A 22425-nucleotide genomic window follows, 5' to 3' on the forward strand; every position below is an offset into this window, starting at 1 on the left:
CTCAGACTATGGCCGCACAGCGGAAACCCGTGTGCCCGGTGGCGGAGTCGGGGGTGTTGGAGGTGCGCGCCGCCACCCGGTAGCGGTTGCAGTAGGAGTCGTGGCACATGTACGAGCCGCCGCGGATCACCTTGGCCTCGCCCTCGGCCGGGCCGGTCGGGTTGTCGGCGTACGGCTCCCACTCGACGCCCCACCAGTCGGCGGTCCACTCCCACACGTTGCCGGAGACGTTGTAGAGGCCGTAGCCGTTGGGCTGGAACGACTTGACCGGCATCGTGCCCTTGCTCGGCGCCGACGGGAAGTGGCCCTGCCAGATGTTGCACCGCTGCCGCCCCTTCGGCGCCAGCTCGTCGCCCCACGGATAGCGGGCCCGCTCCAGGCCGCCGCGCGCGGCCATCTCCCACTCGGCCTCGGTCGGCAGCCGCTTGCCCGCCCACGCCGCGTAGGCGCTCGCGTCGTGCCACGACACGTGCACGACCGGGTGGTTCTGCCGGTGGCCCACCGAGGAGCCCGGCCCCTCGGGCGTGCGCCAGGTGGCGCCCTCCACCCCGGCCCACCACGGCGCCCCGGGCACGCTCGCCTCCAGGACGCCCCGGCCGGCGAACTGCCGGAACACGAACGACCAGCCGATGCGCTCGGCCTCGGTCACGTACCCGGTCTCCTTCACGAACGTGGCGAACTGCGCGTTCGTCACGCACGCCGGGTCGATGAGGAACGGCTCCACCCGCACCCGGCGCACCGGGCCCTCGCCGTCCTCCGGGCGGCCGTCGGGGTCGTCGCCGCCCATCCAGAACTCGCCGCCGGGGATCCGCACCATCCCGCGCGGCGGCTCCCGCCGCACCGCCACGGGCCCGGGTGCGGGCGTCGGCATGGGCATCGGGGTCGGCGTCGGCGTCGGCGTCGGCACGGTGAGCACCTCGTGCGCCGCCGTGACCGCACCCGCCCCGCTGCCCGCCCCGCCGCCCGCGCCGGACCCGCCGGGCTCCCCGGCCGCCTCACGGCTCGGACCGCAGCACGCGCCCATCCCGGCCCCCCTCTCACGTGTGTCGTGGCCTCTAGGAAGGGTAGTCGCCCTGCCATGCGCACGATCACGCGGCCGCCGCGCGCGAACGCCGCCGAGACACTGCGGCTGGGCCTCACCCTGGTCCTGCCGGCCCTCGCGCAGGGCGTCATCGTGCGCCGCCCGCTCATGGTCCGGCTCGCCGCGCTCACCCGCGCCGACGACCGGGCCGTCCGGCTGCTCGCCCGGCTGCGCGCCCGCCACGGCGACGGCCCGCTGCTGGTCCGGGTGCCGCTGCGGGGCTGGGCGGTGCTCGTGCTGTCGGCCGCCGACGTGCGGCGGGTGCTCGACGACCGCTCGCTCACCCCGGCCAACCGGGAGAAACGCGGCGCCCTCGGCCACTTCCAGCCGGACGGCGTGCTCATCACCCCCGAGCCGGAGCTGCGGGAGCGGCGTCACGACTACAACGAACGGGTGCTGCTCCCCGACTTCGGGCCGGTCGCGCGGGCCGCCGCCGAGGAGGCGGCCACGCTGCCGTACCGGGGCGTGCTCACCTGGACGGACTTCCACGCCGCGTTCTGGCGGCTGGCCCGGCGCGTCGTGCTCGGCGACGGCGCCCGCGACGACGTGACCCTCACCCGGATGCTCGACCGGCTGCGCGGCGACGCCAACTGGTTCTACCTGCGCGGGCGCCGCACCGACGTGTACCGCGCCTTCCGGCGGCGGCTGGACGGCCACCTGGCGCGCGCCGAGCCCGGCAGCCTGGCCGCCGCCCTGGCCGCCACCCCGGCCCCCGCCGACGTGTGCCCGGAAGGCCAGGTGCCGCACTGGCTGTTCGCCTTCGACGCCGCCGCCATCGCCGCCTACCGCGCCCTCGCCCTCCTGGCCACCCACCCACCCCCCAGAACCGCCCACCACCCGGGCCCACCCAGCACACCCGCCCACCCAGCCCCACCCGGGACTCCCGGAGAAGGGACCGCCGCCAGGGACGGGGCCGCCGCGGACGGGGCCGCCACCCACCCGGGCCCGTCCGGGGTCGACGGGGCGGGGGTGCGGGCGGCGGTGTTGGAGTCGGTGCGGTTGTGGCCCACCACGCTGGCGATCCTGCGCGACACGACCGGCCCCACCGAGTGGGGCGTCCCCGAAGGCAGCCTCGTGGCGATCTACAGCCCGTACGTGAACCGCGCCGAGGCAGGCGACCACTACCGCCCCGGCCTGTGGACCGGCGACGACGCCTGGGACGACGGCGAGCCGCTGGACGGCGGCGGCGCGTGGGCGGGCGGCGACGCGCGCACCGGGGTGCCGTTCAGCGCCGGGTTCGCCCGGTGCGCGGGCCGCGACCTGGTGCTGTTCACGGCGTCGAGCCTGCTGGGCGCGTTCCTGCGCGAGCGGGAGGTGTTCGCCTCGGTGCGCCTGGAGGGCGCGCTGCCCGCCTCGTTCGACCACACCGGGCTCCGCTTCGCCGTGCGACAAGGGGACCTGTAGCGTTCGTGCCATGCGACTCGGCGTGCTGGACATCGGCTCGAACACCGTCCATCTTCTCGTCGTGGACGCCCACCGGGGCGCCCGGCCGATTCCCGCCTTCTCCCACAAGGAGGAGCTGCGCCTGACCGAGCACCTCGACGAGCGCAACCACCTGTCGGGGGAGGGCGTCGAGCGGCTGGGCGCGTTCGTGGCGGAGGCCGTCCGGCTGGCCGAGGACAAGGGCGTGGAGGACCTGGTGGCCTTCGCCACCTCCGCCGTGCGCGAGGCGGCCAACGGCGATCAGGTGCTGGCCGAGATCGACGCGCGCTGCGGCGTGCACATCGAGGTGCTGTCGGGCCGCGACGAGGCGAGGCTGACGTTCCTGGCGGTGCGGCGCTGGTTCGGCTGGTCGTCGGGCCGGCTGCTGGCCTTCGACATCGGCGGCGGCTCGCTGGAGATCGCCTGCGGCGTCGACGAGGAGCCGGACGTGGCCGTGTCGCTGCCGCTCGGCGCGGGGCGGCTGACGCGCGACCGGCTGAGCGCCGACCCGCCCGGCGCCGACGAGGTGCGCGCGCTGCGCCGCCACGTACGGGCCGAGATCGCCCGCACGGTCGGCGACGTGGTCCGCTTCGGCGAGCCCAACCGGGCGGTGGCCACCTCCAAGACGTTCAAGCAGCTCGCCAGGATCGCCGGCGCGGCTCCCAGCAGCGAGGGCGTGTACGTGTCGCGTTCGCTGTCCCGGCAGGACATGGCCGACTGGGCGGTCAAGCTGACCACGATGGGCTCGGCGGAGCGCGCGGAGCTGTCGGGGGTGTCGGAGGGGCGGGCCATGCAGCTCGCGGCGGGCGCGATCGTCGCCGACGCGGTGATGGACCTGTTCGAGGTGGAGCGGCTGGAGGTGTGCCCGTGGGCGTTGCGCGAGGGGGTCATACTGCGCCGGCTCGACCTGCTGCCCGGCCGCCTCGACACTACCGAGTAAGGGCGAAATATCGTCATATAACGACCAACTGGCCGCGCTGAACTGCATCAAATGGTGTTATGCGGGCAATCGTTGCCAGATGTGGTCACTGCTCAGCGCGGTCGCGTCCCTGGCGATCGCCCTCTCCCTGTCGTTCCTGGCCGTGATCCTCATCTCGGTGGTCGTGCTCGTCTGGCTGGCGCTGCTGGCGAGCCTGACCGCCAGGGAGTCATGACGCCAGGAACTGCCCCGCCGCCCCCGGGCTGTAGCGCAGCCTCTTCTCCAGGCACACCACGGCGCCGTCCTCCGGCTTGTTGACGAACCGCACGTCGTCGGCCAGCGCCCGCATGATCTGCAGCCCCCGGCCGTGCTCCGCGCCCGGTTTCGGGGGCCGTACCGCCTCGGGGTCGAAGCCGTCGCCGGTGTCGATCACCCGGATCACGCACAGGTCGTCGCGCACGCCCGCGGTGACCGTGTACTCCTCGCTCGGCTCCGCGTGCCTGATCACGTTGGAGCACGCCTCGGAGAGCATGAGCTCGATGTCGTCGCGGATCTGCGGCTCGACGCCCAGCGACCGTAGCGTGCCGTCGAACAGCCGCCTGATCAGCGGAACGCTGGCCGCGTCCCTCGGCAGCCGGAGCGCTATCGTCGCCTCCACGGCGTCTCCTCCCGTCTCGACCGTGGAAGCCCTCTGCCCGTGATCCGGCGGCCCAATCCGCGCCCCCTGCCGGGTCAGGCGGCGACTCCCTGCTCGGGGCCGGAAAACCCGTTCGTCAGTCGGCCGGTTCCAGCAGTCGCAGCGCCACCTCCAGCGAGGCCGCGGCGGCCTCCTCCTCGCTCAGCGTGTCGTCGTGCCGGATCCACTTGGGCGCGTGCAGCGTGAACAGCGCCATCGACCGGCTGACCCGGGTGACCGCCGGGGTGCCCGGCTCGCTCATCGCCGCGACCATCTCCAGCAGCACCTCGCGCAGCCGCAGGATCTTCGGATGGTCGCGCAGCGCGGTCTGGTTGCGCTCCAGGAACCGGGCGACCTCCAGGTAGCGCGGGTGGCGCAGCCGGTCGGCGTAGCGCAGCACCAGCTCGCGCCGCATCTGCGGGGTCTTCGGCTGCGCCCTGGCCCACTCCAGCAGCTCCTCCAGCTCGGCCACGCGCAGTTCGGCCAGGCTGGCGACGATGTCGTCCTTGGTCTTGAAGTGGTAGTAGAGGGCGGCCTTGGTGACGCCGAGCCGTTCGGCGATCTCCCGCAGCGAGGTCGCCTCGTAGCCCTGCTCGATGAAGAGGCCGAGCGCGATCTCCTGGATCCGGGACCGGGTGTCTTCCCGCAAAACGCACCTGTCTTGACTGTACGGGGGTGTTGGGGTCCCAGTTTAGGAGCCCAACTAGCCGGTCGGCAAGTAAGGAAGATCGGTCAGCCGGGCGGCAGGCCGAACAGCCGGTCCAGCGCCGTCATCTTGAGCAGCCCGCGCAGGTAGGGCGTCACCGCGACCAGGCGCAGCTCGGCGCCGCTGGCGCCGGCCCGCTGCCACAGCCGCACCAGCGCGGCCAGCCCGGAGGAGTCGACGAACGTCAGCCCCGACAGGTCCAGATCGAGGCGCTGCCAGCCGTCGGGCAGCTCGGCCAGCTCGCCGGCGGTGTCGTGGTCGAGCTCGCCGCTGAGCGCCACCCGCGTCGCCGTCGCGTCGAGCGCGACGACGTCCACGGTCAGCGGTGTCTTCTCGGACATCCTTCCAGATTAGACCCGCGACAAAATTGGGAGGCGGGCGGCACGCGACTTGTGCAGAATCACCGCATGCACACCCTCAGCCGGCCGCGTCCCGAGGACGCCGCCGCCATCCACGAGCTCGTCGCCGCGCGCGACGTGGCGGTGCTCGGCGTCCCCGACGTGACGCTCGACGACGTCCGGGGCGAGCTCGCCGAGCCCGCCTTCGACCTGGAGGCGGACGGCTGGCTGGCCCGCGGCGCCGACGGGGGCCTGGACGGCTGGGCGTGGGCGTGCGCGCCCGGCGACGGCGACGTGGTCGACGTCGAGGTGGTCGTCCGCCCCGGCGTGACCGGGCTCGCCGAGCGGCTGTGGCCGCTGGTGCTCGGCCGCGCCGCCGAGCTGGGCCGCGCCCGCGGCCACGCGACGGCCTCCGCCTCCGTCGGCGTCTACCGCACCGACCAGCCCCAGCGGGCGCTCGTCCAGGGCTACGGCTTCGAGCCCGGCACCAGCTTCTACCGCATGCGCGCCGACTTCGACGGCCCGGTCGAGCCGCCGCCCGTGCCCGCCGGCGTCAGCCTGGAGACGGGGGAGAGCGACGACGTCCGCCGCCGGGCCCACCGCGTCCACCAGGACGGCTTCGCCGGCCACTACGGCTTCACCCCCACCGGCTACGACCAGTGGTACGAGCGCCGCCAGGCGCACGCCACCACCGACTGGAGCCAGCTCACGCTCGCCAGCGTCGGCGGCGAGCCCGCCGCCGTCTGCCTCGGCAACGACCAGTTCGCCGCCGACGAGGGCTGCGGCTACGTCGCCCTGCTCGCGGTGCTGCCCGCCTTCCGGGGCCGCGGCCTGGGCCGGTTCCTGCTGCGGCACGCCTTCGCCGCCGACGCCGCCCGCGGGCGCAAGGGCACGATCCTGCACGTCGACTCCAACAACACCACGCCCGCCCTGGGCCTGTACGAGTCGGCCGGCATGCGCCCCGTCCTGATCATCGACATGTGGCGGCGCACCGTCTGAACGTCGCGTGAAGGCGGTCAGACCCGGTGCCGCGCCAGGTGGTCCAGCACCGCCTGGTTGGCCTCCCAGCCGTCGGGGAACTTCACCGGCGCCCCCAGCCGCACCGGCTCGGCCGACGGATGGGCGTCGAGCAGCTCGGCGATGCCCGCCCTGGCCACGACCACGCAGGCGTGCCGGTGCCGCGACGCCAGCACGCACAGCCGCCCCGACTCCAGGTGGAACGCGGTGGCGTCGCGCCGCCCCGACAGCGGGTGCAGCACGATCGTCACGTCGTACTCGCGGCCCTGCAGCCGGTTGGCGGTGTCGACGGTGATCTCCGGTGGCAGCCCGGCCGCGCGGATCGCCGCCACCTGGTCGCGGTGCGCCGCGCCGACCGCGATCCGGTCGGCGGTCACCGGCCGCTCGCCCTGCTCCGAGCCCGCCACCGCGCCGCGCTGCAGCAGCCGGGCCGCCAGCAACGCCACCGCCTCGACGGCCTCGCCGTCGGTGCGCACGGTGTGCCGGTTCGGCAGCTCCAGCAGCGCCCACCCGGAGCGGGCGGCCTCCTCCAGCGCCCGGTCGTGCACGGTGCCCATGCCGCCGGTGGTCAGCTCCAGCCGCCGCTCGCCCGGCCCGGTGCCGGAGCGGAACCCGGTGAACGGGTAGAACGCCCGCGACACCACCGGCGCCGCCGACGCGGGCAGCCGCCACGACACCGGCAGCCGGTGCACCGGCAGGTCGGGGTTGTGCCGCAGCAGCACCGACACCGCGCTCTGCAGCGGGTCCCACGACAGCCCCGACCACCGGTCGCCGTCGACGACGGAGAACGGGTCGAGCTGCCCCGGGTCGCCCACGAACAGCGCCCGGTCGAACAGGGCGGCGATGCGCAGCAGCTTGTCCGAGCGCATCTGGTACGCCTCGTCGACGATCGCCCACGGCCAGGTCCGGCCCGCGATCCACGCCCACTTGTCGGCGGTGGCGATGACGATGTCCGGGTCGCCCAGGTCCTGCACGCGGGTGCCGACGGTGACGCCGGGCAGGTCGAGCAGCCGCGCCGGGGTCACGTAGCCGCCCGCCGACAGCCGGCCGACGGTCAGGTGCGGGTGCTTGTCGCACAGCCGGGTCACCAGGTCGTCGACCTGCTCGTTGGTCTGCGCGACGATCATCAGCGGCTCGCCGGTCGCGGCGATGTGCGCGGCGGCCCGTACGACGAGGGTGGACTTGCCCGCGCCCGGCGGCGAGTCGACCACCACGCCCCGGTGGCGCGGCAGGTCGGCGAGCACGGCCGTGATGACCTGCTCGGGCGTGAGCTCGGGAGCGGCCTGCGTCATGACCATTCCTCCACGGCGTCCTCGTCGGCGGGCACGTAGGCGGGCGGCGGGCCGCCGTGGGTCCACGGCGTGGCCTCGGCCTCCGGCAGCGCGGGCGCGCCCTGGAAGTCGTCGGTGAGCGAGGTGTAGCAGACCCGCTCGCCGGGCTCGGGCACCGCGCCGGGCGTCGGCGTCCGGCCCCGCCCCATGCCCTTGGTGATCTTGAGGGTGACCAGGCCGCCGTCCGCCGACACCAGCTCCGCGCCCTGCCCGCGCCGCTGCGGCGTGCCCAGCGACGTGCCGGGCGGGATCCGTACCGGATCGTCGGTCTTGACCACCACGAGCGGGCGCAGCTTGCGCGAGCGGCCCTCGCCCTCGGTGTTGTCCGGGACGGTCTCGACGACCTCGCCCGCGAACGCCTCACCGGTCAGCCGGTATTCGGCCATGACGAGCGGGTCGTCGTAGGCGCGCTGCACGTCGTAGGCCGCCTGGGCGCGTTCCATGCGCGCCAGGCGGGCGGCGGCGGCCACCGCGCCGTCGCGCCGCGCCTGCGGCGGCGCGCCCTCCTCGATCTGCGCCGCCATGCCGCTGAACGAGGCCCGGTCCTGCTCCCACCGCTGGGCGACGCCCGCGCCGGGCTCCAGCGCGCGCAGCAGGTCGACCGCCTGCCACATGAGCCGCCAGGTGGGGGCGAGCTGCGTGCGCAGCGCCTCGGTGACGCGCTCGGCGGACTCGCTCTCCATCGCCGGCGCCAGCACCTCGGCGTCGAACCCGGGGTCGGTCGCCGGGCCGGCCGGCGGCCAGACCAGCGGGTCCTCCGCCTCGTCCGACGGCCCGGTGGTGATCCAGGCGACCAGCGCCGCCAGGTTGGCGTCCTCCAGCGCGCTCTGCCCGCTCGCCCAGTGGCGGGCCAGCTCCTCCGTCGCGGCCATCGCCAGCGACGAGCCCGGGTACGCGGCCCGCTCGGCGAAGTACGTCAGCCACCGGCCCAGCAGCGGCACCCCCTGCGGCACCGGGTAGGGTCCGTCGGTGCGGCGGAAGCGGGTGGAGCGGCCCAGCAGCCGGGTGAACGCCACGCCCGCCCGGTTCGGCAGCAGCAGCTGCGGCGCGTCCAGCGCCCGCTCGTACGGGTCGGCGTTGCGGCGCTCGACCGTCTCCGTGCTGCCGAGGAAGCTCTCCACGTACGGCACCAGCACCCCGGCCAGCTCGGCGGCCCAGGCGAAACGCAGGTCGCGGTTGCGCGGCTGGGTCACCACCAGCAGCCGCGGCGCGTCCCGGTCGGTGCCGAGCATGGCGGCCAGCGGCGCGGCGGCCTCCCCGGCGAGCTTCAGCGGGATGAACACCATCGGCCGCTCGGACAGGTGGCAGTGGCGCACGGTCGCGATCGGCTGCGCCCGGCCCGCTTCCACGGCCCGCAGCCGGGCCAGCGAGGTGAGCAGGCTCACGTCAGGCACTCCCTGCGCAGCCGCTCGGCGCCGCGCAGCAGGCGGGCGATCTCCTCCTGGCCCTCGGCCGGGGCGCGCGCCCCGTCGGCCAGCGCCAGCGCCTCGCCCACCGAGGCGACGCCGCCGAGCTCGTCGCGGACGTGCCGGCCCAGCAGGTCGGAGGCGCCCTCCTGACGGGCCTCGTCCCGGCAGAAGAAGCACAGGTCGCAGGTGGACAGGCAGTCGGGCGCGTAGCGGGCCGCCGCCCCGCGCACCGCGTCGGCCAGCTCGGCCACCGGCCGCGACGGCAGCCCGTCCTCGTCCGGCATCAGGTCGAACGTGAGCCCGTCGGGCAGCGCGTCGATCAGCCGGTCCAGGTCCGTCATGCGGGCGAGCTGGCGGCGCAGCACCGCGAGCTGGCGGCGCACGTCCACCAGCGTCGCCACCGGCCGGTTGGCGAAGTTCTCCGGGCAGACCAGCACCACCTCGTGCGAGACCCGCAGCGGGTCGTGCCCCAGCTCCTCCAGCAGCCCGCGCAGCGCCAGCACGTAGACGGCCGCCTGCCGGGCCGCCGCCGCGGCCGCCGCCGGGTCGGCCTGCCCGTCGATCACCGCGAACGACTTGATCTCCACGATGTGGAAGCGCCCGCCGAGCTGGAAGGCCACCACGTCCGGCTCCAGGTAGGCGGTGTGCCCGGCGATCTCCAGTGTGAACAGCGGATGGTCGTAGACGGTGCCCGCGTCCTCCTCGCGCACCGCGCGGTCGATCAGCGCGCGCGTGTGGGTGTGGCGCAGGTGCGCGCCGACGTTCTCCACGTCGTGGTAGGCCACCTCGGCGATCGGCAGGCCGAGCAGCTCGCGCAGCATCCGCAGCAGCTCGGCGCACCCGTCGGCCTTCACCAGCGCCTCGAACGCGTTGCCGCGCGTGATCGCGAACGGCGACTGCCCGAACGGCGCGGGGAAGCCCAGGTGGCGGGCGGCGGCGCCCTTGTCGATCCCGGCGCCGTCCATCAGCGCCCGGCGGGTGCAGCCGGGGTTGGCCGCCAGCGCGGCGATCGCCCGCGCGTCATGCGGCTTCGGCGGCGTGGTGCCGCGCAACGCGTCAAGCCGGTTCATCGTTCTCCTGATCTTGCGACGGTGTTCAGCGTAGCGGCGCCGAACAGCCTTGCCACGTCACCGAGCTGGGATGTCGCGCGACCGGCCAGCTCCGCCCGGTCCAGCGCGTCGCGTTCGGCGTGCACGGCCAGCTCCCGCCGGGCCGCGTCGGCCACCCGCGCCGGGTCGGGCGGGCCGAGCCCGTCGCCGCCCGCGCCCGGGATGTTGCGCGCCATCCTGGCCAGCAGCCGCTCGCCCTCCGGCGGCGCCTGGCCGAGCCCGGCCAGGTGGGCGGCGATCCGGGCGGCGCCGGTCAGGAAGTCGACCCTCGGGCTGAGCGGCCCGACCACCCGGCGCTCCACCGGCCAGGTGCTGAGCGTGAGCAGGGCGCGCGCGGGGGAGAGGCGGTCGGTCAGGGCCGCGCACAGGTAGTACGGCCTGCCGTACGGCGAGGAGCGGAACGAGCGCTCCTCGTCGCGGCGCAGGCTGGTGAGCTGGGCGCTGCGGATCGTGCCGGCGAAGAACGCCTGGCTCACGGTGACGATGAGCCGCGGCTGCGCGGGCGCGTCGAGCAGCGCCAGCGCCTGGTGGACCTGCTCGCGCACGGTGACCAGCCGCAGCCCGTCGCCGCGCCCCTTCGCCGGGCCGCTCCGCGCGGGCTCGCCGGGGGCGCTGACCAGGGCGTCCCAGGCGCGCTCGGCGGCACGCAGCTCGGCGCGGAGCCCGCGCGCCGTGGCCGTGTCCCGGACGCGCATCGCCGTACGGACACCGGCCCGGAGCTCGTCGATCCGCCTTTCGAGATCGTCCAGCCGGTCACTCATGGCGCGACTGTAGCAAGAGTTCCAGTAATCTCCAGCAATTTCAGGACATCAGAGGCCGTACGCCTCCAGCAGCCGCAACCACACCTCGCTCACCGTCGGGAACGACGGCACCGCGTGCCACAGCCGCTCCAGCGGCACCTCGGCGGTCACCGCGACCGTCGCCGCGTGCAGCAGCTCGGCCGTGCCCGGCCCGGCGAACGTGACGCCGAGCAGCACCCGCCGGTCCTCGTCCACGACCGCCTTGGCCCGCCCCCGGTAGCCGTCGCCCAGCAGGTAGGCGCCCGCGACCGAGGCCAGGTCGTACTCCACCGCCCGCACCCGGAACCCGTCACGCCGGGCGGCGGCCTCGGTCCGGCCGACGGAGCACACCTGCGGATCGGTGAACACTACCTGCGGCGCCCCGAAGCCGTCGGCGCTCGCCCGCAGCGAAGGCAGGTCGTCCGGCTCGCCCTTGGCGCGGGCGGCGATCACGTCACCGCACACCCGGCCCTGGTACTTGCCCATGTGGGTGAGCAGGTTGCGCCCGTTGACGTCGCCGACCGCGTACAGCCAGTCCAGGCCGGGCACCCGCAGGCTGTCGTCCACCTCGACCGGCCCGTCGGCCAGCCCGACGCTGTCCAGCCCGAGCCCCGCGGTCGCCGCCCGGCGGCCGGTGGCCACCAGCAGCTCGTCGGCCTCCAGCGGCGGGCCTTCCGCCAGATGCACGGTCACCGGGCCGCCCGGCACCGGCCGCTCGACCCGGGCCGCCTCGGCGCCGGTGCGCACGTCGATGCCGGACGCGGCGAACGACGCGGCCACCAGCTCGCCGGCGAACGGCTCCATCCGCTCCAGCAGCGAGCCGCCGCGCACCAGCACGGTCGTCCGGCGGGCGCCGAGCCCGTGCATGGCCTGGGCCATCTCGCACGCCACCACGCCGCCGCCGATGACCACCAGCCGCTCGGGCACGGACGTGGCCGCGGTCACCTCGTGGCTGGTCCACGGCTTCGCCTCGCGCAGGCCGGGCACCGGCGGCACCGACGCCGTCGTGCCCGTGGCCAGCACCACGGCGTGCCGCGCGGTCAGCATCCGCTCCCCGCCGCCGGGCGTGGCGACCCGCACCCGCTTGGGGCCGTCGAGCCGGCCGCGCCCGCGCACGTACGCGGCCGGCAGGCCCTCGATCCAGCCGACCTGGCCGGAGTCGTCGTAGCGGGACACCGCCTCGTCACGGCGCGCCAGCACGGCGGCGGCGTCGATCGGGCCCAGCGTCAGGCCGGGCACCCGCCCGGCCTCGCCGGCCAGCTCCACCGGCCGCAGCAGCGCCTTGCTGGGGATGCACGCCCAGTAGGAGCACTCACCGCCCGCCAGCCGGTCCTCCACGATCGCCGCCGACAGCCCGCCGCGCACCGCCCGGTCCGCCACGTTCTCGCCGGCCGGACCGGCGCCGATCACGATGACGTCGTACTCCTCGGACATGACCACCTCCAGAGCACCCAGTCTTTCAGGCGTCCGGCACCGCCTTCAGCCAGGCCCGGTCCTCGGTGAGGAACCGGTCCAGCCGCAGCCCCGCCTCCGCCAGCGCCTCGGCCAGCCGCTCGTCCGTCAGCATGCGGGAGGTGAACGACTGCGTCCACACGCGCCCCTCGTGCGAGTAGCGCATGGTGGCGTTGACGACGCCGGGCGCGACCTCCTCCTGGGCCGCCAGCTCCAGCCGCAGGCCGCCGTCCGTGGTGCGGCCCTGGCCGACGGCCGCCTTGCCGTGCCGCTCCGGCGGCGTCCACTGGATCAGCACCGACCCGCCGGGCGCCACGTGCCGCGCGCACGTCTCCAGCAGCCCCCGCCGGTCCTGGTCGTCGGCGGTGTGCACGAGCTGCGAGGCCAGCAGCACGCCGTCGAAGCGCCGCCCGAGATCCAGGTCCTGGATGCGCGAGCGCACGGTCCGCGCGCCGCGCACGTGCTCCAGCATCTCGGCCGACTCGTCCACCGCGACGACCTCGTAGCCGAGCTCGATCAGCGGGTGCGCGATCCGGCCGACGCCCGCGCCCAGGTCCAGGACCGACCCGCCGGAGGGGACCACCGCGGAGATGATCTCCGGTTCGCCGTTGGCGCCCATCAGCAGGTAGAAGGAGACGGGCGAGCCGTCGGGGGTGATCGAGCCGGTTCCGGTGCCGCTGTTCGGGATGATCGCCATGATCCGACGCTAACCGAGCGCCTCACCGCTGTCAGTCCAGCATCCGCAGAAGGTCCCACTCGTTCTCGCACACGCGCCGCCCGATCGCCGCCAGCTCCACCGACCGATCGCCGCCGCGCAGGTGCCGCATCGCCTGCATCACGCAGATGACACCCCACTTCAGCACCCCGAACGTCTCCCACCAGCGCAGCGCGTCCCGGTCGACGGGCCGCCCGCCCGCCCGCTCGTACGCGCCGATCAGCTCGTCGTAGTGGCCGAACCCGCCCACCGGCGGCGCCGCCCCGAACCGCCACGCCCGGACGCACAGCCAGCCCAGGTCCTCCAGGGGGTCGCCGGCGTGGGCGAGCTCCCAGTCGAGCACAGCCCGCAGCCCCTCGGGGCCGACGACCAGGTTGCCGTTGCGGAAGTCGCCGTGCACCAGCACGCGCCCGGCGGGGGCGGGACGGGTGCCCGCCAGCCGCCGGAAGGCCAGCTCGAACACCGGGTGCGGCTGCCCGGTGAGGTCGAGCAGGTCCCGCCACCGGCGCAGCGGGTCGGCCGCCTCGCCGCCGGGCACCGGCATCCGGTGGATCGCGGCCAGCGCCTGCCCGCACTGCGCCGCCAGCCGGGGCCGGGCGTCGCGGTAGAGGTCGTCGCGCAGGATGCGGCGCGGGATCGTCTCGCCCTCGACGCGCGTCATCACCAGGTACGCGTCCGTGGCGGCGACGACGCCGGGCACCGGCACCCCGGCCCGGCCGGCCTGCCGCATCAGCTCCGCCTCCCCGCGCAGCCCGCCCTCCAGCTCGCCGCCCAGGCCGCCCTCCGGTCCGGGACCGGAGGCCAGCCGCAGCAACCAGCGCGTGCCGCCGCCCGGCGGCGTCGGCCACGTCCACGGACCACGTCTCCCGCGACGCCCCGCCGGACAGCCTCGCCCGCGCCACCACCCGCGCCGCGCCGCCGAACACCTCACGGACGACGCCGCCGGGACCGGTCGTCTCCCGGCCGTCCGTCACCGGAGCCCGAACTCCCACGTGCCGCCCGCCGCGTACACGCCGAGCACCCGCCGCCCCACCGAGTCGATGTGCACCTCGTCCGGCCCGTCGTAGATCCGCCCGGCCCGCGCGTGCCGGTACATCCGGTCCAGCGGCGTGTCCGGCGTGAGCCCCGCCGCCCCGTGCACCTGGATGGCCCGGTCGATCACGTTGTGCAGCATCCGGGCGCCCACCACCTTGATCGCGCCGATCTCCACCCGCGCGTCGCCCCCCGAGTCGACCACCTCGGCCGCGTGCAGGGTGAGCAGCCGGGCCGCCTGGATCTCGGCGTAGGAGTCGAAGACGTGCTCGCGCATGAGCTGCTTCTTGGCCAGCGGCTCGCTGAACGCGGTCCGCTCGTGCAGCCGGCGGCACATCAGGTCGAAGGCCCGCTGCGCCTGCCCGAGCCACCGCATGCAGTGGAAGATCCGCCCCGGCCCGAGCCGCCGCTGCGCGATCACGAACCCCTGCCCCCTGGCCCCGAGCAGGTTGCCCGCCGGCACCCGCACGTCCTCGTAGCGCACCTCGCAGTGCGCCCCGCCGAGCCCCAGCACCGGCGTCTCGCGCACGATGTTGTAGCCGGGCGTCGCGGTCGGCACCAGGATCATGGAGAAGGCCAGGTGCGGCGGCGCCTGGTCGTCCTCGGTCCGGCACATCACGGTCGTGTACGCGGCCTGCGAGGCGCCGGTGGTGAACCACTTGTGCCCGTTGATCACCCATTCGCCGCCGTCGAGCACCGCCGTGGTCATGATCTGCGTGGGGTCGCTGCTGGACACGTCGGGCTCGGTCATCGCGAAGCTGGGCGAGATGTCGCCGCGCACCAGCGGCATCAGGTAGCGCTCCCGCTGCTCGGCCGAGGCGTGCTCGTGCAGCATCAGCGAGTCCTGCAAGGTGTACGAGCCCAGCACGAGCTGCCCGAACTCGCTGCGCCCCTGCACCTCGTTCACGTACACGTAGTCGAGGAACGGCAGCCCGCCGCCGCCCAGCTCGCGCGGGTGGCCGAGCGCCCACAGGCCCTCCTTCTTGGCCTCCTCGCGCAGCTCGCGCAGGGTCGCCGCGGCCGCCTCCCCGCCCTCGTGCAGCACCCGCTCCGACGGCTCGACCCGCTCGGTCATGAACGCGTGGACGGCGTCGCGGACCGGCCGGACGCTGTCGGGTACGGCGAAGCTCATGGCCCGATCCCAGCCGAAAACGGTTGCGGGGTCAACGGCCCGGTCCGGGAGAATGCGGGTCATGACAGGTGATGGGCGCGGCCCGCACGACGCCCCCTCGACCGCCGAGCTGGTCGCCGCCGTGCGCGAGTTCCTGACCGCCGACGTGCTGCCCGCCGTCGAGGGCCGTACGCGCTTCCACGCGCGGGTCGCGGTCAACGTGCTCGCCATGGTCGAGCGTGAGCTGCTGCTGGGCCCGGCGCAGGCGGACGAGCACGCCGCCCGCCTGGCGGAGCTCGGCGTGGGCGACGACGCCGAGCTGGCGCGGGCCGTGCGGGAGGGCCGCTTCGACGGCGACGACCGGCGGGCGGAGCTGACCGAGCTCCTGACCCGCGCGGTGCGCGCCAAGCTGGACGTCGCCAACCCCGGCTACCCGGCCGGCTGAGCGACGCCGGTCACCCCTGCCCCGGCGGCGGCTGCCGCAGCAGCGCGACGGCGGCGACCGCCAGCACCGTCACGACGGCGGCCGCGATCCCGGCCGCCAGGTTCAGCCCGTCGGTGAACGCCTCCCGGGCCCGCTCCAGCACCTGGGCGGCCACCGGGCCCGGCAGGTCCGCGGCCACCGCGCCGGCGAGCGTGTCGCGCACGGTCTCCGCCACCGGCCCCGGGAGGCTCCCCGGCAGCGTGCCGCCGAGCTCGCCCCGGTAGACGGCGGTGACGGCGCTGCCCAGCCCGGCGACGCCCAGCGCGATGCCGAACTCCATGCCCGTCTCCGACATCGCCGCGGCCGACCCGGCCCGGTCCGGCGGCGCCGAGCCGACCACCAGGTCCGTGCCGAGCGCCATCAGCGGCCCGATGCCGGTGTAGACGAGCACGAACCCGGTCACCAGCAGCGGCAGGTCGCCGGTCCCGACCTGGCTGATCATCACGTACCCCGGCGCCGAGAGCAGCAGCGCGCCGCCGAGGACGTACCCGGGACGCAGCCGCCGGGTGAGTGCGGGCGTCAGCGAGGAAGCTGCGGTCACCGCCACGGCCGCGGGCAGCAGCCACAGGCCCGCGACGATCGGCGAGAGCCCTGCCACGAGCTGGAGATACTGCGTGACGAACAGGTACAGCCCGCCCATCAGGCCGAGGCCGAGCAGCAGCACCAGCAGCGCGGCGCTGAACGCCCGGTTCGCGAACAGCCGCAGGTCCAGCAGCGGATCGGCCAGCCGGCGCTGGCGCAGCACGAACAGCGCGCCGAAGACCACCCCGGCCAGGACCGTCCCGGCCGCCAGCGGGCCGGGCCCGTGCTCGGCCAGATGCTTGACCCCGTAGATCACCGGCAGCACCGTGAGCAGGGACAGCACCACGCTGGCCAGGTCGATCCGGCCCGCCTCCGGGTCCCGGTACTCGGGCAGCAGCAGCGGCGCCGCCACCAGGAGCAGTGCCATCACCGGCAGCGCGAGCAGGAACGCCGAACCCCACCAGAACCACTCCAGCAGCGCCCCGCCCAGGACCGGGCCGACGGCGACGCCGACGGAGAAGCAGGTCACCCACACGCTGATGGCGACCCCGCGCTGCCGGGGGTCCTTGAACATGGTGCTGATCAGCGCCAGCGTCGAGGGCATCAGCGTCGCGCCGGCGATGCCGAGCAGCGCGCGGGCCGCGATCAGCATCTCCGGGCTGGTGGACACGGCGGCCAGGGCCGAGGCGAGACCGAAGCCGAGCGCCCCGGCCATCAGGAGCCTGCGGCGGCCGATCCGGTCGCCGAGCCTGCCCATGGTCACCAGGAAACCGGCGATCATGAAGCCGTAGACGTCGACGGCCCACAGCAGTTCGGCGCCGGTGGGCTCCAGGTCCGCGCCGAGGTGGGGGACCGCCAGGTTCAGCACGGTCGCGTCCAGGGCCAGCAGGACGGTGGGCAGCGTGAGCACGAAGAGCCCCAGCCACTCCCGGGGCCCTGCCCTGAGGTCCGCCGGGGCGGGGGACACGGGGGACACGCTCGTCATGGAAGATCCTTCGTGGTCGTGAATCGCGGGTACGCGCCCAGCCTGCGACGGGGCGCTCTCGACCGGCTCACGTCCCGCTCTCGGCCGGCTCCCGGCACGTCCCGGCGCTGCACTACCGTGGATCTCATGCGATTCGGGGTGCTGGGGCCGCTCGGCGTGTGGCGGGCGGACGGCAGCCCGGTCACCGTGCCCGGCCCCAAGACCCGCCTGCTGCTGGCCGTCCTGCTGGCGTACGAGGGCCGTCCCGTGTCGGCGGACCGGCTCGCCGACGAGGTGTGGGCGGACGGCGAGGCCCCCGGCGACCCGTCCGCCGCGCTGCAGACGCGGATCTGGCAGCTGCGCAAGGCGCTGGAGAGCGCCGGGGAGGGCGGCCGCGACCTCCTGGCGCGGCGCGACGACGGCTATCTGCTGCGCACCGCCCCCGAGGACGTCGACATGGGCCGCTTCGCGATGCTCACCGCCCGCGCCCGCGCCACCGACGACCCCGGTGCCCGGGCGGGCCTGCTGTCCGACGCGCTCGCACTGTGGCGGGGCGCCGCGTTCTCCGGCTACGCGGACGCCGCGTTCGCCCGCCCGGTCGTCACCCGGCTCGAGGAGGCCCGCCTGGCCGCCCTGGAGGCCCGCGCCGACGCCCTGATCAGGCTGGGCCGTCACCTCGAGGTTGCCGAGGAACTGCACGAGCTCGCCGTCCGCCACCCGCTGCGCGAGCGGGTGCACGTCCTCCACCTGCGCGCGCTGCACGCCGCCGGGCGCACGGGCGAGGCGCTGGCCGCCTACGGGGAGCTGCGCACCCGGCTCGCCGCCGAGCTGGGCCTGGACCCCGGGCCCGAGCTCGCCGCCCTGCACCGGACCCTGCTGGAACGCGACCCGTCGCCCGCCCCCGCCCGCCGCCCCGCCACGAACCTGCCCGCTCCGCTGACCGAGCTCGTCGGCCGCGAGGGCGCGGTGCGCGAGGCGGCGTCCGTGCTGGCCGCCGCGCGGCTCCTGACGCTGACCGGGTCCGGCGGCGTCGGCAAGACCAGGCTCGCGCTGGAGACGGCGGCCCGGCTCGGCGGCGGCTTCCCCGACGGCTCCTGGCTGGTCGAGCTGGCCCCGCTGACCCCTGACGGCGGCCCGGACGCCGTGGCCCGGGTCGCCGAGGCCGTCATGACCGCGCTGGGCGTCCGCGAGGGCGCGGGCACGGCCGAGCTCGCCCCGCCCGCGCTCGGCCTGGCCGGAACACTGGCCGGCAAGCGGCTGCTGCTGCTCCTCGACAACTGCGAGCACCTCGTCGGCGCGGTCGCCGAGCTGACCGCGCTGCTGCTCCGGCGCGCCCCCGGCCTGCGCGTCCTGGTCACCAGCCAGGAGCCGCTGGGCATCCCCGGCGAGGTCGTCCTGGCCGTGCCGCCGCTGGAGCTGCCCGCACCCGCCGCCGAGCCCGATCCCGGCACGCTGGCGCGCTCCAGCGCCGTCGAGCTGTTCGTCGCCCGGGCCGCCGCTGCGGCGCCCGGGTTCAGGCTCGACGCCGGCAACGCCCGCGACGTGGCGGAGATCTGCCGCCGGCTCGACGGCATCCCGCTCGCCCTCGAACTGGCCGCCACCCGGGTCCGGGCCCTCGGCGTGCGCGGGCTGATCAGCCGCCTCGACGACCGCTTCCGGCTGCTCGCCACCGGCTACCGGGGCGCGCCGCCCCGCCAGCAGACGCTCCGGGCCACGATCGACTGGAGCTGGGACCTGCTGACCGGCCCCGAGCGCGCCGTGCTGCGCCGGCTCGCCGTGCACGCCGACGGCAGCACGCTGGAGGCGGCCGAGGCCGTCTGCGCCGGTCCCGGCGTGCCCGCGCAGGACGTGCTCGACCTGCTCGCCCGCCTCGTGGACCGCTCGCTGGTCATCATGACCGAGCACGCCGACGGGCCCCGCTACCGCCTGCTCGAATCGGTCGCCGACTACGGCCTGGCCCGGCTGCGGGAGGCGGGCGAGGAGGACGACGTACGCGGGCGCCACCGCGCCCACCACATCGGCCTGGCCCGCCTGACCGCGCCGCTGCTGCACGGCCCCGAGCAGGGGCGCGGGCTGCGCCTGCTGGACGCGGAGGCCGCCAACTTCGGGCGCGTCCTCGACGACGCCGTCCGCCGGGGCGCGGCCGGGGACGCGCTCGCCCTGGTCAACGCGCTGAGCTGGTACTGGTTCCTGCGCGGCAGGCTCCGGGCGGCCGGCCGGTCCCTGGACGCGGCGCTCGCCCTGCCCGTCCGCGACCCGGCCGCCGAGGCGTCCCCCCGTGCACAGGCCCGGGCGTGGCGGGCGGGTTTCGCCGCCCTCGTCGGCGACGGCGCCGGGCGGATGCCGTACGGCGACGTCGCGGAGCTCCTGCGCGGCGTGACCGGCCCGGGCGAGCGGGCCAGAGCCCGGTGGTTCCTCGGCTTCGCCCTGTTCGGGGTCGGCGACCAGGCCGCCAGCGAGGAGCTCGTCGACCGGGCGCTGGAGGAGTTCGGCGCCCTGGGCGACACCTGGGGGACCGCGGCGGCGCTGAGCGTGCGGGCCAACCAGGCGCACGTGCGCGGCGACCTCGACCGGCTGGCCCGCGACGGGCGGCGCAGCGCGGAGCTGTTCACCGGGCTCGCCGACGCCTGGGGGCGGCTGCAGACCGCCGAACCGCTCGCCGCGCTGGCCGAGATGGCGGGCGACTACGAGCACGCGGCCCGCCTGCACCGGGAAGGGCTGCGCCTGGCCGAGGACCTCGGGCTGTGGCCGGAGGCCGCGGACCGGCTGACCAGCCTGGGCAACGTCGCCATGCTCACCGGGGACCACGCCAGGGCGCGGGAGCTCCACCGGCGGGCGATGCGCCTGGCCGCCGAGCACAGCTTCAAGCCCGGGGAGATCCACGCCGAGGTCGGGCTCGGCCTCGGCGCCCGCCGCGAGGGACGGCTCGACGCCGCCGAGACCCACATGCGCCACGTGCTGACCTGGCAGGCCGCGATGGCCTTCGAGCCGGGCCGCGCCCTCGCGCTGGCCGAGCTCGGCTTCGTCGCCGAGCTGCGCGGCGACGCCGAGCGGGCCCTGCGCCTGCACCTGGACGGGTGGGCCGCCGCCCGCGCCACGGGCGACCCCAGGGCCCTGGCGCTGGCCCTGGAGGGCCTGGCCGGGGCCCAGGCCCTCGCCGGACGCCACACGGGCGCGGCCGTGCTGCTCGGCGCCGCGCACGCCGCCAGGGACTCCGTGGGGATGCCGCTGCCGCCCGCCGAGCGGGGCGACGTCGACCGGATCACCGCGTCGATCCGCCGGCACCTGACCGAGGACGCCTACCGGGCCGCCCACCGGCGCGGCGGCGAGCTGACCCCCGGAGAGGCGCTCGCCGCCGGCGTCCCCGAGCGCGGGGCCGGCCGCCGGGTCAGTGCGTCCCGGTCAGGTCCATCGGCTTGACCTTCGGGTCGCCCTCGTCGGCGAAGTAGTCGCTCCGCGCCGTCGCGTCCTTGCCGTCGGCCACCTTCAGCGCCCGGAACAGGTACGTCCCCAGCACCGCCACGACCAGGTTCACGGCCAGCGCCAGGAAGCCCGCGTAGATCGTCATCTTGGTGTCGAACCCGAGGTTGCCCAGCGAGAACGCCGATCCGCCGAAGTGCGCCTTGCCGCTGGCCGGGTTCGGGATCAGGTAGAGCATCCACAGGCCGGCGCCGAGCCCGGCCGCCCACCCGGCGATCAGCCCGCCCTTGTGGAACCAGCGCGTGTAGAGGCCCAGCCCGACCGACGGCAGCGTCTGCAGGATGATGACGCCGCCGATGAGCTGCAGGTCGATGGAGAACTGCGGGTCGAGCATCAGGATGCACAGCACCGCGCCCACCTTGACGACCAGCGACACCAGCTTGGAGACCTTGGCCTCCTGGGCGTCGGTGGCGTTCTTGTTCAGGTACTCGCGGTAGACGTTGCGGGTGAACAGGTTCGCCGCGGCGATCGACATGATCGCGGCGGGCACGAGCGCGCCGATGCCGATCGCGGCGTAGGCGACGCCCGCGAACCAGTCGGGGAACATCTGGTCGAACAGCGCGGGCACGATCGTGTTCGTGTCCGCCTTGCCGTTGGCGCCCACGACCGGCTTGGTCCCGGCGGCGATGGCCATGAAGCCGAGCAACGCGATCAGGCCGAGCAGGAAGCTGTAGGCGGGCAGCGCCGACATGTTGCGCTTGATCACGGCCCGGTTCCTTGACGCCAGGGCGCCGGTCAGGCTGTGCGGGTACAGGAACAGCGCCAGCGCCGACCCGAAGGCCAGCGTGATGTACTGGAGCTGGTTGGAGGCGTTCAGCGTGATCCCGTCCGCCGGGTTGGGCGTGGCGGCGAACTTCGCCGCGGCGGCGTCGAAGATCGACCCCCAGCCGCCCAGCTTGGCCGGGATGTAGATGACGGCCGCCAGGATCACCACGTAGATCAGCGTGTCCTTGACGAACGCGATCAGCGCCGGGGCGCGCAGCCCCGACTGGTAGGTGTAGGCCGCCAGGATGGCGAACGCGATGATGATCGGCAGGTGCCCGGTGATGCCCATCGTCTTGAGCACCGCCTCGATGCCGACGAGCTGCAGCGCGATGTACGGCATCGTCGCCACCAGGCCGGTGATCGCGATGAGCAGCGCCAGCGTCGGCGAGCCGAACCGGGCCCGGACGAAGTCGGCCGGCGTGACGAACCCGTGCACGTGCGACACCGACCACATCCGCGCCAGCACGAGGAACACCAGCGGGTAGATCACCACGGTGTACGGCAGCGCGTAGAAGCCGAGCGCCCCGGCGCTGAACATGAGCGCGGGCACGGCCACGAACGTGTAGGCGGTGTAGAGGTCGCCGCCCACCAGGAACCAGGTGATCCAGGTGCCGAAGTTGCGCCCGCCCAGCCCCCACTCGTTGAGGCTCTCGATGCTCTCGGGCCGCCGCCATCGGGCGGCGACGAAGCCCATGCCGCTCACGAGCAGGAACAGCAGCGTGAAGACGACCAGTTCGGTCGTGTGCGCGCTCACTTGGTCATCCGGTAGACGAGCGTGGTGCAGCCGACGCCGACGGCGATGAAGGCGATCTGCAGCCAGTAGAACAGGGGGAAGCCGAGCAGGCGGGGCTCGTCCGCGTTGAACAGGAACGTCAGCAGCGGCAGCACGATCGGCACGAACAGCAGCCAGTTCCACGGGCTGCGGTCGGTCCGCGGCTCGGCGTCTCGGGGGGTGGTCATCGGTGTCTCCCGTGTCCACGTCAGGAGCCAGGGGCGCGGTGACCGGGCCCGTGACTCGCGGTCAGTGGTGGGAGAGTAACGCTGCGGGGATATTAACCCCAACGTCACCTTTATCACGATTTAGCGTAGAAAGTCCGGGTCTAGGCCGGCCGC

At 75.1% G+C, this 22425-nt stretch carries 21 protein-coding genes; 6 read left to right on the top strand and 15 right to left on the bottom strand.

The window, feature by feature from the left end; translation table 11 throughout:
- Position 1: 1 nt before the first annotated feature.
- Positions 2 to 1024 carry a formylglycine-generating enzyme family protein gene (locus tag AB0G11_RS38785; protein WP_357591643.1) on the bottom strand — a complete coding sequence of 341 codons (1023 nt, stop codon included), beginning with the start codon at positions 1022 to 1024 and terminating at the stop codon, positions 2 to 4.
- A 54-nt stretch (positions 1025 to 1078) separates the two neighbouring features.
- On the opposite strand from AB0G11_RS38785, the gene AB0G11_RS38790 reads away from it, so the two are divergent.
- The 3 genes from AB0G11_RS38790 (at position 1079) to AB0G11_RS38800 (ending at position 3657) form a co-directional block, all read left to right on the top strand.
- The gene (locus tag AB0G11_RS38790; protein ID WP_357591645.1) at positions 1079 to 2485 is read left to right on the top strand and encodes a cytochrome P450; all 1407 of its coding nucleotides are present in this window, start codon (positions 1079 to 1081) and stop codon (positions 2483 to 2485) included.
- Between the two features lie 10 nt (positions 2486 to 2495).
- Positions 2496 to 3443, top strand: a complete 948-nt coding sequence (locus AB0G11_RS38795; RefSeq protein WP_357591647.1) for a Ppx/GppA phosphatase family protein — start codon at positions 2496 to 2498, stop codon at positions 3441 to 3443.
- Between the two features lie 79 nt (positions 3444 to 3522).
- Positions 3523 to 3657 (top strand): hypothetical protein, encoded by a 135-nt coding sequence (locus tag AB0G11_RS38800; RefSeq protein WP_281427400.1) that lies wholly within the window; start codon positions 3523 to 3525, stop codon positions 3655 to 3657.
- Here the strand turns inward: AB0G11_RS38800 and AB0G11_RS38805 are convergent.
- The 3 genes from AB0G11_RS38805 to AB0G11_RS38815 form a co-directional block, all read right to left on the bottom strand.
- Positions 3652 to 4080 carry an ATP-binding protein gene (locus AB0G11_RS38805; RefSeq protein ID WP_219513846.1) on the bottom strand — a complete coding sequence of 143 codons (429 nt, stop codon included), beginning with the start codon at positions 4078 to 4080 and terminating at the stop codon, positions 3652 to 3654. The two genes, AB0G11_RS38800 and AB0G11_RS38805, sit on opposite strands and share 6 nt — an antisense overlap.
- Before the next feature lie 115 nt (positions 4081 to 4195).
- Positions 4196 to 4747 carry a TetR/AcrR family transcriptional regulator gene (locus AB0G11_RS38810; protein WP_219513840.1) on the bottom strand — a complete coding sequence of 184 codons (552 nt, stop codon included), beginning with the start codon at positions 4745 to 4747 and terminating at the stop codon, positions 4196 to 4198.
- Between the two features lie 83 nt (positions 4748 to 4830).
- Positions 4831 to 5145, bottom strand: a complete 315-nt coding sequence (locus AB0G11_RS38815) for an STAS domain-containing protein (protein ID WP_219513838.1) — start codon at positions 5143 to 5145, stop codon at positions 4831 to 4833.
- Between the two features lie 66 nt (positions 5146 to 5211).
- Between AB0G11_RS38815 and AB0G11_RS38820 the strand changes: the two genes are divergently transcribed.
- Positions 5212 to 6141, top strand: coding sequence for a GNAT family N-acetyltransferase (locus AB0G11_RS38820; protein WP_357591649.1), 930 nt, complete (start codon positions 5212 to 5214; stop codon positions 6139 to 6141).
- A 17-nt stretch (positions 6142 to 6158) separates the two neighbouring features.
- Here the strand turns inward: AB0G11_RS38820 and AB0G11_RS38825 are convergent, their stop codons facing one another.
- The 8 genes from AB0G11_RS38825 to AB0G11_RS38860 all read right to left on the bottom strand — a co-directional run bounded on the left by AB0G11_RS38825 (position 6159) and on the right by AB0G11_RS38860 (position 15118).
- Positions 6159 to 7451, bottom strand: a complete 1293-nt coding sequence (locus AB0G11_RS38825; RefSeq protein ID WP_246646458.1) for an AAA family ATPase — start codon at positions 7449 to 7451, stop codon at positions 6159 to 6161.
- Positions 7448 to 8875: a hypothetical protein gene (locus tag AB0G11_RS38830; protein ID WP_219513832.1), complete on the bottom strand. Its 1428-nt coding sequence runs from the start codon at positions 8873 to 8875 to the stop codon at positions 7448 to 7450. The genes AB0G11_RS38825 and AB0G11_RS38830 overlap by 4 nt, the downstream gene beginning before the upstream one ends.
- Positions 8872 to 9969, bottom strand: coding sequence for a hypothetical protein (locus AB0G11_RS38835; protein ID WP_219513830.1), 1098 nt, complete (start codon positions 9967 to 9969; stop codon positions 8872 to 8874). The genes AB0G11_RS38830 and AB0G11_RS38835 overlap by 4 nt, the downstream gene beginning before the upstream one ends.
- On the bottom strand, positions 9966 to 10769 hold the full coding sequence (locus AB0G11_RS38840; protein WP_357591651.1) for a hypothetical protein: 804 nt from the start codon (positions 10767 to 10769) through the stop codon (positions 9966 to 9968). Before AB0G11_RS38840 ends, AB0G11_RS38835 begins: the two co-directional genes overlap by 4 nt.
- Before the next feature lie 48 nt (positions 10770 to 10817).
- Positions 10818 to 12221 (bottom strand): NAD(P)/FAD-dependent oxidoreductase, encoded by a 1404-nt coding sequence (locus AB0G11_RS38845; RefSeq protein ID WP_357591653.1) that lies wholly within the window; start codon positions 12219 to 12221, stop codon positions 10818 to 10820.
- Positions 12222 to 12246: 25 nt separating this feature from the next.
- Positions 12247 to 12936 carry a class I SAM-dependent methyltransferase gene (locus tag AB0G11_RS38850; RefSeq protein WP_357591655.1) on the bottom strand — a complete coding sequence of 230 codons (690 nt, stop codon included), beginning with the start codon at positions 12934 to 12936 and terminating at the stop codon, positions 12247 to 12249.
- A 31-nt stretch (positions 12937 to 12967) separates the two neighbouring features.
- A complete protein-coding gene (locus AB0G11_RS38855) occupies positions 12968 to 13768 on the bottom strand; it encodes a phosphotransferase family protein (RefSeq protein WP_357591657.1) in 801 nt (266 codons plus the stop codon).
- 156 nt (positions 13769 to 13924) lie between these two features.
- A complete protein-coding gene (locus tag AB0G11_RS38860) occupies positions 13925 to 15118 on the bottom strand; it encodes an acyl-CoA dehydrogenase family protein (protein ID WP_219513814.1) in 1194 nt (397 codons plus the stop codon).
- A 61-nt stretch (positions 15119 to 15179) separates the two neighbouring features.
- Here AB0G11_RS38860 and AB0G11_RS38865 point away from each other — a divergent pair, with 61 nt between their 5' ends.
- The gene (locus AB0G11_RS38865; RefSeq protein WP_219513812.1) at positions 15180 to 15542 is read left to right on the top strand and encodes a DUF6285 domain-containing protein; all 363 of its coding nucleotides are present in this window, start codon (positions 15180 to 15182) and stop codon (positions 15540 to 15542) included.
- 10 nt (positions 15543 to 15552) lie between these two features.
- Here the strand turns inward: AB0G11_RS38865 and AB0G11_RS38870 are convergent, their stop codons facing one another.
- Positions 15553 to 17088, bottom strand: a complete 1536-nt coding sequence (locus AB0G11_RS38870; protein WP_357591659.1) for an MFS transporter — start codon at positions 17086 to 17088, stop codon at positions 15553 to 15555.
- Between the two features lie 126 nt (positions 17089 to 17214).
- On the opposite strand from AB0G11_RS38870, the gene AB0G11_RS38875 reads away from it, so the two are divergent.
- Positions 17215 to 20487 carry a BTAD domain-containing putative transcriptional regulator gene (locus AB0G11_RS38875; protein ID WP_357591661.1) on the top strand — a complete coding sequence of 1091 codons (3273 nt, stop codon included), beginning with the start codon at positions 17215 to 17217 and terminating at the stop codon, positions 20485 to 20487.
- On the opposite strand, the gene mctP is transcribed toward AB0G11_RS38875, so the two are convergent.
- Entirely contained in the window at positions 20456 to 22066 is a 1611-nt protein-coding gene (gene mctP / locus AB0G11_RS38880) for a monocarboxylate uptake permease MctP (protein ID WP_357591662.1), read from the bottom strand. The genes AB0G11_RS38875 and mctP overlap by 32 nt on opposite strands.
- Positions 22063 to 22272: a DUF3311 domain-containing protein gene (locus tag AB0G11_RS38885; RefSeq protein WP_219513799.1), complete on the bottom strand. Its 210-nt coding sequence runs from the start codon at positions 22270 to 22272 to the stop codon at positions 22063 to 22065. Before AB0G11_RS38885 ends, mctP begins: the two co-directional genes overlap by 4 nt.
- Positions 22273 to 22425 lie beyond the last annotated feature (153 nt).

The organism is Nonomuraea sp. NPDC023979, from assembly GCF_040639085.1.
Classification (GTDB): Bacteria; Actinomycetota; Actinomycetes; order Streptosporangiales; family Streptosporangiaceae; genus Nonomuraea; species Nonomuraea ceibae.

Bases quoted from the DNA above. Each gene is read 5' to 3' on its own strand.
- AB0G11_RS38865 (WP_219513812.1), top strand. From the start codon at position 15,180: ATGACAGGTGATGGGCGCGGCCCGCACGACGCCCCCTCGACCGCCGAG.
- AB0G11_RS38820 (WP_357591649.1), top strand. From the start codon at position 5,212: ATGCACACCCTCAGCCGGCCGCGTCCCGAGGACGCCGCCGCCATCCAC.
- AB0G11_RS38835 (WP_219513830.1), bottom strand. From the start codon at position 9,969: ATGAACCGGCTTGACGCGTTGCGCGGCACCACGCCGCCGAAGCCGCAT.
- AB0G11_RS38825 (WP_246646458.1), bottom strand. From the start codon at position 7,451: ATGACGCAGGCCGCTCCCGAGCTCACGCCCGAGCAGGTCATCACGGCC.
- AB0G11_RS38790 (WP_357591645.1), top strand. From the start codon at position 1,079: ATGCGCACGATCACGCGGCCGCCGCGCGCGAACGCCGCCGAGACACTG.
- AB0G11_RS38845 (WP_357591653.1), bottom strand. From the start codon at position 12,221: ATGTCCGAGGAGTACGACGTCATCGTGATCGGCGCCGGTCCGGCCGGC.
- AB0G11_RS38850 (WP_357591655.1), bottom strand. From the start codon at position 12,936: ATGGCGATCATCCCGAACAGCGGCACCGGAACCGGCTCGATCACCCCC.
- AB0G11_RS38815 (WP_219513838.1), bottom strand. From the start codon at position 5,145: ATGTCCGAGAAGACACCGCTGACCGTGGACGTCGTCGCGCTCGACGCG.
- AB0G11_RS38785 (WP_357591643.1), bottom strand. From the start codon at position 1,024: ATGGGCGCGTGCTGCGGTCCGAGCCGTGAGGCGGCCGGGGAGCCCGGC.
- AB0G11_RS38875 (WP_357591661.1), top strand. From the start codon at position 17,215: ATGCGATTCGGGGTGCTGGGGCCGCTCGGCGTGTGGCGGGCGGACGGC.
- AB0G11_RS38840 (WP_357591651.1), bottom strand. From the start codon at position 10,769: ATGAGTGACCGGCTGGACGATCTCGAAAGGCGGATCGACGAGCTCCGG.
- AB0G11_RS38885 (WP_219513799.1), bottom strand. From the start codon at position 22,272: ATGACCACCCCCCGAGACGCCGAGCCGCGGACCGACCGCAGCCCGTGG.
- AB0G11_RS38870 (WP_357591659.1), bottom strand. From the start codon at position 17,088: ATGACGAGCGTGTCCCCCGTGTCCCCCGCCCCGGCGGACCTCAGGGCA.
- AB0G11_RS38795 (WP_357591647.1), top strand. From the start codon at position 2,496: ATGCGACTCGGCGTGCTGGACATCGGCTCGAACACCGTCCATCTTCTC.
- AB0G11_RS38800 (WP_281427400.1), top strand. From the start codon at position 3,523: ATGTGGTCACTGCTCAGCGCGGTCGCGTCCCTGGCGATCGCCCTCTCC.
- AB0G11_RS38860 (WP_219513814.1), bottom strand. From the start codon at position 15,118: ATGAGCTTCGCCGTACCCGACAGCGTCCGGCCGGTCCGCGACGCCGTC.